This is a genomic window from Streptomyces sp. NPDC029674 (assembly GCF_044903205.1).
GTDB lineage: Bacteria > Actinomycetota > Actinomycetes > Streptomycetales > Streptomycetaceae > Streptomyces.
On record NZ_JBJDPY010000005.1, the window covers coordinates 204,177 to 218,482 of the forward strand.

The window sequence follows — 14,306 nt, forward strand, 5'->3', positions numbered from 1 at the left end:
CGGCCGCCCGCGATCATCCGGCGGCCGGTGGTTGCTCAGCGAAGCGCGCCGGGGTGTAGAGGTGCTCGCCCACCCGTTTGACCATGCGCGCCATCTCGTACGCCACGAGACCGATGTCGGCCGTCACAGCGGTGAGAACAGCCAGGCAGGAGCCGTCGCCCGCAGCGGCCACGAACAGGAACGCATCGTCCATCTCCACCATCGTCTGGCGCACTCCGCCGGCCCCGAAGTGCCGACCCGCCCCCTTGGCGAGGCTGTGGAAACCCGAGGCCACGGCAGCGAGATGTTCGGCGTCCTCGCGGCTGAGAGCGGTCGACGCGCCCACCGGAAGCCCGTCGGTGGAGAGCACCACCGCGTGCCGCACCTCACCGACGCGCAGCACCAAGTCGTCCAACAGCCAATCCAGTTCGCCGGTCCGGCCGGTGGGGATGCTCTGGTCCTGGATCATGCGCGATCTCCTTCGCTGCTGTCACTGCCCGGTACGGTCCCCGGAGCCGCGGGACCCGAGCCGCCTGCACCCGGAGGCCGGCCGCCCCCTCGTGCCCAGCCGTCGCGGTAGGCGGCCATACGGTCGCGTACCTGTTCAGGACTGCGCTCGTCCTCACCCCCGGCGTCCCCTGTCGTGGTGCCGCCACCGTCTGTGGGGCGTTCCCGCAGCTGAGGGGCGAGGCTCGCCTGGCGTACGCGGCGCGGTAGGCCGTCCGAGATGTCCTGTGCGTCGCCGTCGACGTCCCGTGCGTCGACGCCGACGGCGTCAGGCACCTCGGTGCCGGCGGGAGGCGCTCCCAGGGTGTCGCGGGCGGCTCGTCCCTGGTGCAGCCTGAGCGTGGTGACGCCGGGCGGAGAGGGCTCCTCGGCCGCCGCGGCCAGCACGGGACGAGTGGCCGAGACCGGAACGGCGTGGTTGTTCAGGTGTTGTCGCGGTGCTCCCTGCACGCGCGCGTGCTCCTTGTTTAGAGCCGCCCTGCGCGCCATCGGGTGAGCCTCCCCAGCGTGGACTTCCGCGATTCCCACCGTGCCGCTGTGCAGTAGTGCGGTGGGAAGCAGGACGACGGCGGTGGTTCCCCCGTAGGGGGACGTGCGCAGATGCACTTTGATGGCGTGGTGGGCCGCGAGCCTGCTGACCACGAAGAGGCCGAGCTGGTCGCTGTCGAACAGATCGAGTGCTTCCGACTGCTCGATACGGCGATTGGCCTCCGCGAGCGTCTCCTTGCCCATGCCGAGTCCGCGGTCCTCGATCTCCAGGGCATAGCCGTTGCCCACGGGTTCGCCGCTGACCCGCACCTTGGTGTGGGGCGGCGAGAACTGGGCGGCGTTCTCGACGAGTTCGGCGAGGAGGTGGGTGAGGTCGGCCACCGCCGGCCCGAGAACCGACGCCGCGGGGAGTTGTCGTACCTCCACGCGCGCGTAGTCCTCGACTTCGGAGACTGCCGCGCGCACCACGTTGGTGAGGGAGACGGGCATGCGCCAGGCCCGGCCGGGTGCGGCCCCGGAAAGGATGATGAGGCTCTCCGCGTGGCGCCTCATTCTGGTCGTCAGATGGTCGAGCCGGAAGAGGTCACTGAGCTCGTTGGGGTCGTCGGCCCTGCGCTCCATGCTGTCGAGGAGGCTGAGCTGGCGGTGGACGAGGACCTGGGTCCTGCGGGCCAGGTTGACGAACACCCCGGAGATGCCGCTGGCCAGCTCCGCGCGTTCGATCGCCGCGCGCAGGGCCGCTCGATGGACGGTATCGAGCGCTTCGGAGACCTGTCCGGCCTCGTCCTCCGCGGGTGGGCCCGGGGGCGCCTCGGCACGGATGTCGATCTCCTCACCGGCACGCAGTCGTCGCATGGCGTGCGGGAGTTTGCGGCGCGCGATTTCCAGCGCTCCGTTACGGAGGCTGACGAGCTCGACGACAAGGCCTCGCCCGATGCGTACGGAGATGACGAGTGAGGCACAGACGGCGACCAGTCCGAGCAGGACGGCGGCGCCCGCCGGGGTGAGCACTCCTTGGGTGAGTGGGTCGGTCCGGTCGGCGGCGCTGCGGTCCGCTCCCTCCTTGATCGCGTGGATCTCGTCCCGCACGACCGCGTAGGCGTTGTCCCAGGCCCCTGCCGGTGCCGCGGCGAGTGCCTTGCGGCCCGGTGCGGCCAGGAGGACCTTGTCCTCGGCGGTGCGTACGTCTCCGTACGCCTTGCCTTCGTCAAGTCCGCGCCAGGCGGCCTGCTGGGGACCGCGCAGGTCCGCGACCGCTGCTTCGGTCAGGGTGCGGCGGGTGTCGACGGCGCCGGTGAACAACCGCAGCCGTTCGCCGTCCAGGGCGCCGTCCAGCCGGGCGGCGGCGAGCACGGCGTTCTCACGGGCCAGCATCTCGTCCGCCCTCGAGAATTCGAGCAGCACGCGCGCGTGGGAGCCCTGTTCGGTGTCCTGCATGCCGGTGAGGGCGCCATCCACTGCGAACGCCTGAGAGATCGTCTTCGTGTACTGGCCGTACGTCGCGTCCCAGCCTGCGCGCCGGTCCAGCACGTCGGTCCGCAACGAGCGCAGTTCTTCGGCACCGGCCACGAACGCTTCCAGCCGGTCGGCCACACCGTCGGCAAGCCCTGCTCCGTCGGCGACGGTCCGTCGGTCTCCCAGCCGCAGCTCGGCCACCGCGCGATCGGTCCGTGTCGCCTGCCTTTCGAGTGCGCTGCCGCGGTCCGCACCGGGCTCGACCGCGTAGCGAACGGCGGTGACCCGTTCGGCCTGGAGGGCGGCGACGGCCGCCTCGACCGGGGCCCGTACGTCGGCATCGGCGCGCTGCACCTGGCGCAGACGGGCCACGTCTTGCGCAGTGCTGACGGTCGCGTACCCCCACAGGGCGAGCAACGACACGACGGGCACCATCAGCAGGCACACGATCTTGGCGCGCACCGTGCGGGGCCGTACCCGCCACCGTGCCGCGCGCGTGGGCGCCCTGTATGTCGACGGGTCGACGGACTCGCCTTCTGCGCCCGGTCGTTCGTCGGCGGGTGAGCCCGCGTGGGCGCGACGCCCGCGCGCCGGGTGCTCCGGAGGCGGTGGTGTCGGGCTTGCGGCCGGATCGGGGGTGCTTCGGGGGGCGTCCATGGCCTCCTCGCTCGGATGGTCGGGGGCGTTTGGCCCGGTGGGAGCCGGAGGCGTCTCTAGAGAGCGAGGCCGTCAACCGGTCGCTGGGCCGACACGGACGCCTCGCGCTCGCCGGCGGTCGGGGACAGCGCGACGAATGCCGAGGTCAGGAAGAGGTAGGACCCGAGGCCGACAGCGAGGGGGAAGATGAACTGCATCGTCGTAGCCCCGGGTAATGCGGCTTCGGAAGGGGCCACCTGGACGCTGACCGCGAGCATTCCCGTGTAGTGCATGCTGGTCACCGCTCCGCCCATGACCAGCGACGCGACCGCGACGGCGATCGGAGACTTGATGTTGAGGCCGGCCCAGAGGGCGGCGGTCGCCGCGACGACTGCGATGACTACGGAGAGCCCGACCAGCACGAGGTCGTACCGCACGTCGCCGTGCAGGCGCAGCGCCGCCATGCCCAGGTAGTGCATGCTCGCGACGCCGAGCCCTGTGGTGAGCCCGCCCAGCGCCAGCGCGCGCCCGCGGTCCCGGCCGTAGCCCACGACGAACACGCCGGCGCCCACGACGGCCATCGCGACGAGCAGGCTCAGGAAGGTCAATGGCACGTTGTAGTGGATCTCGGTGCCGGTGACTCCGAAGCCGAGCATGGCGACGAAGTGCATCGTCCAGATGCCGGTACCCAGGGCGGAGGCAGCGGTGATGAGCCAGTTCCGGCGTGAGCGGCCCTCGGCACCGAGCGCGCGGACGGTGCAGCGCAGTCCGAGGGCGGCGCCGATGCAGGCCATCGCGTACGACAGCACGGGGGTCAGCCAACCGAACGTGGCGTGGTCCAGGTGTCCCATGGCCCCGGGACGGTAGTCCGGCATGGGGCGCACACCGGGGGCGCAGTTCGAAAGCTGGCGGAATATGACAGAGAGACGCTCCTGAACGATCGCATCAAGCTCGAACGAGTGCACCCAACGCGCGTGCGGCTCTTTGCGGGATCATGGGTCGCATGAGCGACGACCACACGCAGGTCCAAGAGTTCTTCACCGCCCGCGCCGCCGACTGGGACAGCCGATTCCCCGACGACGGGCCCGCCTATCGGGCGGCCGTCGCCGAACTGAGGCTCACTCCGGGCTCCTCCGTGCTCGACGCCGGGTGCGGAACGGGTCGTGCACTGCCCGCGCTCAGGGACGCCGTAGGACCCTCGGGCGTCGTACTCGGCGCCGACCTGACTCCGGCCATGCTGGAGGCCGCCACACGTGCGGGCAGGGACCGCGACGGGCAGCTCCTGCTCGCCGACGTGGCGCACCTCCCGCTGCGCGCGCGGTCACTCGATGCCGTGTTCGCCGCCGGGCTGATCGCCCACCTGCCCGATCCCGCGGAGAACCTGGAGGAGTTGAGGCGGGTGGTGCGCCCTGGAGGGCTGCTCGCGCTCTTCCACCCGATCGGCAGGGCGGCACTCGCGGCACGGCAGGGACGACAGATCACTCCGGACGACCTGCGGGCGGAGGCGAACCTCCGTCGGCTGCTCGCCGCTTCCGGGTGGCTCATGACCTCATACGTCGACGAGGACGCACGCTTCCTCGCCCTGGCGGTACGCCAGGACTGAACGTGGGCCACCCCACTTCGACGAGCCGGTCAGGGGCAACCGGCGATCGCCACTACAAACGCGTCCGCGTTGTCGAACATGATGTTGTGCCCCGCCTCGGGCACCGTCACCACCCGCACGCCCGAGGCCGTCAGTTCACCGTGCCCGGGTAGCTCACCGCTAGAAGCACCCTGCAAGTAGACCCACTCGACGGGCAATTCCATGAGCGTCCGGCGCATCGTGGGCCGGGTACCCGTGACAAGGCCGACAGCACTCCGGTGGCGTGCCAGAGGGTCCGCGAGGCGCATCGTGGCCGCCCATGTGGCGCCGACTTTCCCGAGCACACGCACGTAGCCACCGCCGCTGACGAAGTCCTGCTCCGAGTACGCGGCGATGCCGCTGCTGCCCGCTGTGACGGGAGGATGCGGATCGAGGTTGGCCTCCGTGAGGACCAGCCTCGTCACCAGGTCGGGGCGTCGGCGGGCAAGCACGATGGCGACAGACCCGCCCATGCTGTGCGCGACGATCTCCGCACCGACCACGTGCGCCTCATCCAAGGCTGCAGCCAGCGCCTCAGCATGGTCCTCCAGGGTGTATCCGAAGTCGGCGGGACGGTCACTGAGGCCGTGCCCGGGAAGATCCACGAACAACGAGCGGCGACCGGCCAATTCAGGCCTGGCCGCTATGTGCGCGTGGTAGACCGTGGAAGCCGCGCCGAGGCCGTGGACGTACACCCGTGCCGGCTCTGCCCCGTCGACCTCGGTCCACCGCACACGGCTACCCCGAGCGTCGAACCGTGCTTCCCTCATCGCCACACTCCGTAACCCGCGTCATGTCGTCCGCCCCGTCGTCGTCAGCAGACTCCAGAGACAATACATCGACACCGATGTATTGCGTGACAGATGTACCGCCGCTGTGGAGTGAGTGCGGCAGAATGCGACCCATGCTGGAACTGGCCATCCTCGGATTCCTCTACGACGCCGCCCTGCACGGCTACGAGCTGCGCAAGCGCATCTCAGCTCTCACCGGGCACGTGCGCCCTGTCGCGGAGAGCACGCTGTACCCCGCCATCAAACGGCTGGAGAAGGCAGGACTGCTCGCCAGGGAGACGCAGCCCGGCGCTGTGGCAGCGCCACGCCACGTTCTGAGCCTCACGTCCGCCGGCAGGCAGGAGCTGCGCAAACGACTCGCGGAGCCGGCCCAGGGAGACATCACCGACGAGAACCGCTGGTTCACGCTCCTTGCCTTCCTCCGCCACCTGGACGACGCAACGGCACAAGCGGCGGTGCTCCGACGACGGCTGGCCTTCCTCGAGGAACCCGCCAGCTTCTTCTACGACGGTGAACGCCCTCTGCGCGCGGAGGAACTGGACGACCCCTTCCGGCGCGGCGTCCTCACGATCGCCCGTGCCACCAGCCAGGCTGAACTCTCCTGGCTGCGCGACACCTTGACGTCACTCGGCGGGCGTGGTCGCTGACATGCCCTTGTGCGGCACCGGACACCCGCGAACGCCCGGCACGGGGAACGTACCGAGCTTCGCGACCTCGTAGCCGTCGGGGTAGCCCTTGATCTCCGGGTTCTGTCGCGCATAGTGCGGCTTCGCGCGCGGCGGCATGAGCCGCACCACGCGGCCGCGCAGCCTCACCGCACCCCTGACCACCGCGCGGGCCACCGCACCCGGCTGCTCGTACCGGAACGCCCGCAACAGGGGCTCGTCGAGCAGGGCGAGGGTCGCGTTCCGCAGGAGGGGCGCCACGGGGCGTGGGTACCACGAGGCCATCAGGTCCAGGGTCGCGTCGGAGACCTCACGCGCTCCTGGGTCCCAACCGAAGTTGGCTTCTTCGTAGGCATCAAGGAAGTTTTCGAACTCTTCGTAGGAGCCCGGGATGTCCTTGATGCCCATGTGCTGACCGAGGGTGCGGTAGTACACGGCGGCGGCGTCCATCTCGTGGCGCGAAAGCCTGCGCCAGCCGTATGTATCGATCCACCGCTTCGGCACCACCACGAAGGTGCACAGTACGTAGCGCATGTCGTCGTTGCTGATGTCATAGCTGCGGTGCATCTGGTTGATGCGCCGGATGGCGGTACGACCCTCGTCGTCGGCGAACCCGTGCTCTACGACGGCGTCGAGAAGAAGAGCCGTGTCGTCGTATCGCTTCTGCGTACGGTCTGTCAGTTCTGCTGTCTGCGCCAGCAGACGGCCGATACTGGGGACCGCGTAGGTGCGGTAGAGCGCGAGTTCGAGTGCGCGCGTGTAGTCCCACGGGAACTCGAACGTCGCGGTGAGCCGGTAGATCTCGAGAAAGTCCCGCTCCGGGTCGAGTCGCCTGATCTGCTCGAGCCGCTCGAAACGCTTCACCACGTGCTCACCCTTCTCGCGCCGGAACACCAACTCTACGTCCGTGAGCGGCTGATGAGGGTTCAATGGTGGTAGCCGCATCCGGGGGAAGGTGGACCACATGTTTGACGGGCTCCGCAAGTTCTGGCAGGCCAACAAGTCCACGCGGGACGCCGGCAAGGCCGCTCGCGATCAGGGCAAGCACAAGCGCCCACACAACCTCTTCGAGGCCGCCGCGGTCTATGTGGCGGCGTGCGCGGAGGACGATCAGGCCGAGATGGACGAAGCCACCGGGTGGGTCTCTCCGGAGGCGCTGTCTTTCGGCGTCAACGAGCTCGCGTGCCGCGCTGTCATCGCCCTGGCGCGTGAACGGGACGAATCGCCACGAGCCGTGGCCCGTTCCCTTCTGGGGCTGCCCGCCGCGTGATCCCCCGGCCCGACCGAGCCGTCGTGTGATGTGGTCCGTCGGTGATTTTCCTGCTCATCGACCTCTCGACGATCTCTGGGGCGAGTGGTTAGGGTGCGCCGACGGATGAAGCGAGCGGGGAGGCTGGGCATGGCCGGGACGGACGACGCTGTCGACGCCGCCGACGACGCGCTGTACGTGCTGACGGCAGTGCTCCTGACGCCCGCGAAGTTTCCCAGCGTGCTGGGCGACGACTATCCGGAGGCGTGTGCGGCGCTCGGCCTCCCGCCGCTCGCAGCCGGATACGGGCTGGTGCTCGGCCAGGACGGTGAAGGTGCGCGCTGGACTGTCGTCGTCGACGACGTGTCGCTCGTGGCCGTGGCGATCGCGTCCTGGGACTGCGGCATGGAGTACGACCTGTCTCCGGAAGAGCGCACGGTGGTCACCGCGCTGCCCGGGTGGCCTCTCGCGGTGGCCGTGGCCGCCCCCGGAGTGCCCGCTCCGCACGATCCGGAACCTGATCCCGACGACACCGACCGTCCACCACTCGCGCCGCCCCGGTCCGACACCTGGGGCCCTGCGCAACGGCGGCTGGGCGCCGACGAGATAGCACTGCAATGGGCGGCCTGGCGGGCACAGATCGACGACGAGGACTTCGCGACGGACGGGTCCGCGGTGGAGTCTCCGGCGGACGCCGAGGCAGCGCCTCTGACCAGCGTCCGGCGCGTCCTGGCAGAAGCACGCGCGTACGTGGACACTCCACCGCCGTTGGGGCGGGTGCGGTCGTCCTTCGCCTCGGGCAACGCGCGCACCCTGCGGGCCGACGGCCCTGGCTGGTCCATGGTCGCCAGGACCGACGACATCGCCTTCCTCCTGCTGGACGAGGAACCCGGAGAGGTGCTGCCGGTGGGCCGTGGCCCCGAGCTTCCCGCACTGCTGGAAGCCCTCGACGAAATAGCGGTTCGCCCTTCCTGAGCACGAGCGACAGAAGCCACTGCGTCACCACGCAGAGGGCTCAGTGACCGATCTCCTTGCGTGTGACGCGGCGCAGCCTCCGCCGCTGACCGGAGTCGAGCGTCAGATAGGCCGCCGCGGGGACACCGAGCACGATCAGGAGTGCGGCCCACCACGGCAACCAGATCAGCAGAATGATGCCGGCCGCCGCACCCCCTGCGGCGATCTTCGCGTTCTTCGACATGTGCGTCGCCTCCTTCGCGGCTTGTGCCGCTCTCTGTCCTGGAGAACGGCATCAGCTCTCCCACGGTTCCTGGCCACGACCCTGAGAGAACCCTGAGCCGTGACCCCTACTGGCCCCTGACCGATCGCCGCTGCCCGAGCGCCGCCCTCCCGTCTATTCGACCCGGAGAGGTTCGCCGACTTCGTACATGTGGCGCAGCACCTGGCGGTAGGAGTCGACGAATCCGGCCTCTGTGTAGGCCATTCCCACAGCGGCACAGTGGGCGCGCACGACGGGTTGGGCGCGGCGCAGGTGAGGGCGCGGCATGCTCGGGAACAGGTGATGCTCGATCTGGTAGTTGAGGCCGCCGAGGAACCAGTCCGTCACCGGGCCGCCGCGAACGTTGCGTGAGGTGAGCACTTGACGCCGCAGGTGGCCCCATCGCTCGCCGTCCGGTTCGGGCATTTCCATGCCCTTGTGGTTGGGCGCGAAGGCGAGCCCGAGGTGCAGGCCGAACAGCGCCTGGTGCAGCGCCGCGAAGGCAATCGCGTGCCCGAGGGGCATGGCGGCGACCAGCAGTGTCACGTAGCCGATGAGATGGGCGACCAGCAGGATGCCTTCCACCACGCGCTCGCGCGGATCCTGCCGCCGCAGGTCCTGGAAGCCGTAGATCTTCATGGCGACTCCCTGGAGGAGTGTCAGCGGGAAGAAGAGCCAGGCCTGATTGCGGGTGAGCCAACGCCGGAACCCGAGACGCATTTTGGCTTGCCTGCTGGTCCACACGAGGACATTCGCGGCGACGTCGGGGTCCTTCTCGACATGGTTGGGGTTGGCGTGGTGCCTGTTGTGCTTGTCGTTCCACCAGGCCGAGCTCATCCCGAGCAGGAGGTTGCCGTGCACGAGACCGATGGCGCGGCTGACGGAACGGTTCCCGGTTATCTGTGAATGGCCCGCGTCGTGGCCGATGAAGGCGGTCCGGGCGCACAGGACGGACAGCACAGGGGCAAGCAGCAACACCCACCACGAGGCGCCGAGCAGAAACATCCCCACTCCCACAGCGGCCAGCGCGAGGGCGTTGATGCCGATGGTTCGCGTGTACCAACCCGTGCGGCGGTCCAGGAGCCGCTGCTCCTTGACTGCGCGCAGCAGGGGCGCGAAATCACTACCGGCAGACTGCCTGCCGGTGTCGGCTGGGGAGCGTTCCGCGACTGCGGCGGCCTGGGGCATAGTGGGTCTCCGTCTGGTGGTGAGGGGCTGACCTCATAGAACGTACGGATCAGTGACCTTCGCCGACCATGACGGCACCACCCATGTTGAACCGGGGGTCAGCCCCGGGCGGTAGGGGGGGCTGGCTACACCATGTGATCGGGGTCACTGTTGCACAGCCCCCGACGCACCTGAAGTTGCTGTACTCTCGGCGACTCCGGCTGCAGTAGTCAAATTTGAGGAATGCGTTATCGCTGTGCACAGACTCCCCGTAGTGTCTCCCTCCGAGCTCTCCGAACTGTCACGCTGTTCCGCCCTTTTCGTGCCTGCCGACCCGTCGCGCGACGGACGCGTCGCCTTCTGGCGCAGCGACGGCACTGAGCCACCGGACACAGCTGCCGGCGTCTACGAAGAACTGACCCTCGCGGTGCCGGGGGACGACGGGATCGAGCCCGCCGCCGTGCCCGCGGTGTTGCTCTCTGTCCGCGCCGCACTGCCTGTCCTCACGCGCGCGCGTGCCGCCACGGGAGCTCATCCGACGGCCGCTTTCTGGGGGACGGCGGGGGTGCTGGCCCTCCAACTGGCTGCTCGCGGACTCCTGTTGCCGGGATTGACCGTCACTGACCACGACGCTTGGCGCGTCGGCCCGCTCAGCGCCGAAGATCTGCAGCGGCTGCGTGAGCTGTCCGCGGCGATGCCGCCGGCCGCCCACGCGCGCCCGTTGAACGACACCCTGCCGCCGCGGCTGCCGGAGCCCGAGCGACTGCTGCGCCAGTTCCTGGACGCCGTGGCCGACACACTCCCGCGCTCCCCCGCCGCACCCCTGGCTACGGGCGGGGCCGTCTTCGCCGCACCGGAGCCCCAGCACGTGCCCGAGCAGCGTGCCTGGGCCCTTGATGTGGCTGCCGGACACGACGCCGGTGTACGCATCTCGTTGCGCGTGGAGATTCCCGGCCTCACTTCGGTGGCCGAGGACGGCACTCGGTTGCCCTTCCGGGCCGTACTGCAATTGCACAGCGTCAGCGATCCCTCGCTCGTCGCGGACGCCGCCGAGGTGTGGGCCGGCTCCGGAGCTTCGGCACAAGCCTTCGGGGCGCGTTCACGGATGGACGCCCTGCTCGCGTTGCGTCGTGCCACGCGCGCGTGGCCGCCTCTCGCCCCGCTGCTCTCCGCCACTGTGCCCGACGCGATCGAGCTGGCCGACGAGGACGTCACCGCGCTCCTGGGCGAGGGCGCCCGAGCACTGGCTGTCGCCGGCGTGGACGTGCACTGGCCGAAGGAGCTGTCGCGCAGCCTTACCGCGCGCGTGGTCATCGGTCCTCCGGACGACGAGCGGGATGACGACCAGAAGGGACCGCAAAAGCTTTCTTCGGATACGCCGTCCTTCCTGTCCGCCGATGCTCTGCTCTCCTTCAACTGGCGCTTCGCGCTGGGCGACCAGCAGCTGACCCGGGCAGAACTGGACCGCCTCGCGGAGGCCAACCGTCCGGTGGTACGGCTGCGCGACCAATGGGTGCTGGTCGACCCCGAAGAGGCCCGCCGTGCCCGCGACCGTCAGGACCACAAGGTCACTCCGATCGATGCCCTCAGCGCCGCGCTGACCGGCACGGCCGAGGTCGAGGGCCACCGTGTCGACGTACAGCCAACGGGTTGGCTCGCGACCCTGCGCGAGCGGCTTGCGGACCCGGAGGGCATGGAGCCGGTCGGGCAGCCCGAGGCGCTCGCCGCCGAGTTGCGCGACTACCAGCTGCGCGGCCTGAACTGGCTGGCACGGATGACCTCCCTCGGCCTTGGAGGCTGTCTCGCCGACGACATGGGTCTCGGCAAGACGATCACGTTGATCTCGTTGCACCTGCACCGCCAGACACAGGAGGAGACCGCGGGCCCCACGCTGGTGGTCTGCCCGACGTCGCTGATGGGCAACTGGCAGCGCGAGATCGAGAAGTTCGCGCCCGGTACGCGTGTCCGCCGCTTCCATGGCGCACAGCGCAGCCTGGAGGGCCTGGCGGACGGCGAATTCGTCCTCACCACCTACGGCACGATGCGACTGGACACAGAGAAGCTCGGGCAGACCTCCTGGGGCATGGTCGTCGCCGACGAAGCTCAGCACGTCAAGAACCCGTACTCGGCCACGGCCAAGCAACTGCGCACCATCGGCGCACGCGCGCGCGTGGCCCTCACCGGCACACCTGTGGAGAACAACCTCTCCGAACTGTGGGCCATTCTCGACTGGACCACTCCTGGCCTGCTCGGCAAACTCGGCACCTTCCGTACGCGGTACGCGCAGGCGGTGGAGGGCGGTGCGGATCCCGGCGCCGCCGAGCGGCTCGGGCAGCTCGTGCGTCCGTTCCTGCTGCGCCGGCGCAAGTCGGACCCCGGGATCGCGCCCGAGCTGCCGCCGAAGACGGAGACCGATCGCGCCGTCTCGCTCAGCGCGGAACAAACAGGCCTCTACGAAGCCGTGGTCCGGGAGACGCTCGCGGAGATCTCCGGTGCCGACGGAATCGCGCGCAGAGGACTGGTCGTCAAGCTCCTCACCGGGCTCAAGCAGATCTGCAACCACCCGGCGCAGTACCTCAAGGAGGACAAGCCCCGGATCCCCGGGCGCTCCGGAAAGCTGGAGCTGCTGGACGAGTTGCTCGACACGATCCTCGCCGAGGGGGCGAGCGTGCTCATCTTCACGCAGTACGTCCAGATGGCGCGACTCATCGAACAGCATCTGTCGGCCCGTGGGGTCCCCTCTCAGTTCCTGCACGGTGGCACCCCCGTCGCGGCGCGAGAGGCCATGGTGCAGCGCTTCCAGGATGGCGACGTCCCGGTCTTCCTGCTGTCTCTGAAGGCGGCGGGAACCGGCTTGAACCTGACACGTGCCGAACACGTCGTGCACTACGACCGATGGTGGAACCCCGCAGTCGAGGCGCAGGCCACCGACCGCGCCTACCGCATCGGGCAGACGCAGCCGGTGCAGGTGCACCGGCTGATCGCCGAGGGAACGATCGAGGACCGCATCGCGGACATGCTGCTGCGCAAGCGGGAGTTGGCGGATGCCGTGCTGGGGTCGGGCGAGGCCGCTCTCACCGAGCTGACCGACGCCGAACTGTCGGATCTGGTGGAGCTGCGAGGGGGCGCGCGATGAGTGACATTCATGACGAGACGTACGGTGCCGTGGACGACGACCCGCGCGCGGGCGCACAGTCGGACGAGCGGACGTTCGCGGCTCTGCCGCCCGCACATGGACGCGGCTTCGCGCAGAGCTGGTGGGGTCAGTCCTGGCTGAAGGCTCTCGAGGACACCGCGCTCGATCTCCAGCAGCTCAAGACGGGGCGCAGGCTCGCCCGCGCGGGTGCGGTGGGCGCGGTGTCCGTGCGGCCCGGCCGGATCACGGCGGTCGTCAAGGACCGTGACGGCACACCGCACCGTTCCGATGTCCTGCTGCAGGAGCTGAGCCCGGAGGAGTGGGACCGCTTCCTGAGCATGACCATCGAGCGGGCCGGGCACATCGCGGCACTCCTGGACCGTGAGATGCCTCCGCATCTGGTGGAGGATGCCGCGGCTGCGGGCGTCGAACTCCTCCCGGGCATCGGCGACCTGGAGCCCGAGTGCGACTGTGACGCATGGGACCACTGCGGGCACACGGCCGCGCTCTGCTACCAGGTGGCGCGCCTGCTGGACGAGGATCCTTTTGTGCTGCTGCTGGTGCGGGGGCGCGGAGAGCGGATACTTCTCGACGAGCTACAGGTGCGAAGCGTCGCCGAAGCGGGTTTCCAGGAGCCTCTGGAAGGCACCCAGGATGCCGCCCCGGAGGGCGTCAGCGCCGCGGAGGCGTACGCGGACGGCGCCATCCTTCCGCCGCTGCCCGGCCTGCCTCCGCTGCCCGCAGAGCCGGGCCTGCCGCCGACGCTCGACACGGAGGCGGAGCCCGCGCCGGGACTCGATGTGCCGGCGGTCGAGTTCCTGGCCGCGCAGGCGGCCGTCGAGGCGTACCGGCTGCTGGCCGACGCGCTCACCCCCGGCCACGAAAAGAGCTCTGTCGAGGCTGAGTTGACCGAAGCGGAGGATGCGGTGCGTCTGGCAGCCGCTCAGCCAGGCGCCGTGATCGAAGCGCGTCTCGCGGCGGAATCCGAACGCGGCCGGGACGGTCTCGCGCTCGCTGTGCGGGCCTGGACGTACGGCGGCCGGGCTGCGCTCCACGTACTCGAAGAGGAGTGGACGCCTCGGGGAGAGGCACTGGCACGCGCGCGTGCCGCGCTGGACGCAGCCTGGGACGAGGACGAGCGGCCCCGGCTTCGCGCGGCCCACAACCGCTGGACCGTGGTCGGCACGGACGCGCAGCTGCGCCATGGGCGCGACGGCCGCTGGTGGCCCTACCGGAAGGAGCGGGGCCGTTGGGTCCCCGCGGGGCCGGCGGCTCATGACCCGGCGACAGCGCTGGCCATGGCCAGCGGCAAGGAGTAACCCCGACGGGGTTCCCACTGGGAGGTACGGCGCACCGGGGGCGTCGATCCATGAGGGTTCGAACGACAGCCTTCTG

The 14,306-nt window shown here is 69.8% G+C and carries 13 protein-coding genes; 6 read left to right on the forward strand and 7 right to left on the reverse strand.

The window, feature by feature from the left end; all coding sequences use genetic code 11:
* Positions 1-13: 13 nt before the first annotated feature.
* From ACI2L3_RS14350 to ACI2L3_RS14360, 3 genes are read right to left on the reverse strand one after another with little or no spacing between them, the layout of a single operon-like run.
* Positions 14-448, reverse strand: a complete 435-nt coding sequence (locus ACI2L3_RS14350) for a roadblock/LC7 domain-containing protein (RefSeq protein WP_404752668.1) — start codon at positions 446-448, stop codon at positions 14-16.
* Complete coding sequence (locus tag ACI2L3_RS14355; protein ID WP_404752669.1) at positions 445-3,087, reverse strand: nitrate- and nitrite sensing domain-containing protein; 2,643 nt, start codon at positions 3,085-3,087, stop codon at positions 445-447. The genes ACI2L3_RS14350 and ACI2L3_RS14355 overlap by 4 nt, the downstream gene beginning before the upstream one ends.
* Before the next feature lie 56 nt (positions 3,088-3,143).
* A complete protein-coding gene (locus ACI2L3_RS14360; RefSeq protein ID WP_404752670.1) occupies positions 3,144-3,917 on the reverse strand; it encodes an MHYT domain-containing protein in 774 nt (257 codons plus the stop codon).
* Between the two features lie 152 nt (positions 3,918-4,069).
* Here ACI2L3_RS14360 and ACI2L3_RS14365 point away from each other — a divergent pair, with 152 nt between their 5' ends.
* Entirely contained in the window at positions 4,070-4,669 is a 600-nt protein-coding gene (locus tag ACI2L3_RS14365) for a class I SAM-dependent methyltransferase (RefSeq protein ID WP_404752671.1), read from the forward strand.
* 29 nt (positions 4,670-4,698) lie between these two features.
* On the opposite strand, the gene ACI2L3_RS14370 is transcribed toward ACI2L3_RS14365, so the two are convergent.
* Positions 4,699-5,457 (reverse strand): alpha/beta fold hydrolase, encoded by a 759-nt coding sequence (locus ACI2L3_RS14370; protein WP_404752672.1) that lies wholly within the window; start codon positions 5,455-5,457, stop codon positions 4,699-4,701.
* A gap of 134 nt (positions 5,458-5,591) precedes the next feature.
* Between ACI2L3_RS14370 and ACI2L3_RS14375 the strand changes: the two genes are divergently transcribed.
* On the forward strand, positions 5,592-6,125 hold the full coding sequence (locus ACI2L3_RS14375; protein WP_404752673.1) for a PadR family transcriptional regulator: 534 nt from the start codon (positions 5,592-5,594) through the stop codon (positions 6,123-6,125).
* Here ACI2L3_RS14375 and ACI2L3_RS14380 read toward each other — a convergent pair.
* A complete protein-coding gene (locus ACI2L3_RS14380; protein WP_404752904.1) occupies positions 6,102-7,007 on the reverse strand; it encodes an oxygenase MpaB family protein in 906 nt (301 codons plus the stop codon). The two genes, ACI2L3_RS14375 and ACI2L3_RS14380, sit on opposite strands and share 24 nt — an antisense overlap.
* A 100-nt stretch (positions 7,008-7,107) precedes the next feature.
* On the opposite strand from ACI2L3_RS14380, the gene ACI2L3_RS14385 reads away from it, so the two are divergent.
* Together ACI2L3_RS14385 and ACI2L3_RS14390 are read left to right on the forward strand one after the other, a co-directional pair.
* Positions 7,108-7,413, forward strand: coding sequence for a hypothetical protein (locus tag ACI2L3_RS14385; RefSeq protein WP_404752674.1), 306 nt, complete (start codon positions 7,108-7,110; stop codon positions 7,411-7,413).
* A gap of 129 nt (positions 7,414-7,542) precedes the next feature.
* Positions 7,543-8,367, forward strand: a complete 825-nt coding sequence (locus ACI2L3_RS14390) for a hypothetical protein (protein WP_404752675.1) — start codon at positions 7,543-7,545, stop codon at positions 8,365-8,367.
* Positions 8,368-8,407: 40 nt separating this feature from the next.
* On the opposite strand, the gene ACI2L3_RS14395 is transcribed toward ACI2L3_RS14390, so the two are convergent.
* Together ACI2L3_RS14395 and ACI2L3_RS14400 are read right to left on the reverse strand one after the other, a co-directional pair.
* On the reverse strand, positions 8,408-8,590 hold the full coding sequence (locus ACI2L3_RS14395) for a hypothetical protein (protein ID WP_404752676.1): 183 nt from the start codon (positions 8,588-8,590) through the stop codon (positions 8,408-8,410).
* A gap of 153 nt (positions 8,591-8,743) precedes the next feature.
* Positions 8,744-9,796: a fatty acid desaturase family protein gene (locus tag ACI2L3_RS14400; RefSeq protein ID WP_404752677.1), complete on the reverse strand. Its 1,053-nt coding sequence runs from the start codon at positions 9,794-9,796 to the stop codon at positions 8,744-8,746.
* A gap of 235 nt (positions 9,797-10,031) precedes the next feature.
* Between ACI2L3_RS14400 and ACI2L3_RS14405 the strand changes: the two genes are divergently transcribed.
* Together ACI2L3_RS14405 and ACI2L3_RS14410 are read left to right on the forward strand one after the other, a co-directional pair.
* Entirely contained in the window at positions 10,032-12,911 is a 2,880-nt protein-coding gene (locus ACI2L3_RS14405; protein ID WP_404752678.1) for a DEAD/DEAH box helicase, read from the forward strand.
* Entirely contained in the window at positions 12,908-14,230 is a 1,323-nt protein-coding gene (locus tag ACI2L3_RS14410) for an SWF or SNF family helicase (RefSeq protein ID WP_404752679.1), read from the forward strand. Before ACI2L3_RS14405 ends, ACI2L3_RS14410 begins: the two co-directional genes overlap by 4 nt.
* The last annotated feature ends 76 nt before the right edge of the window (positions 14,231-14,306 follow it).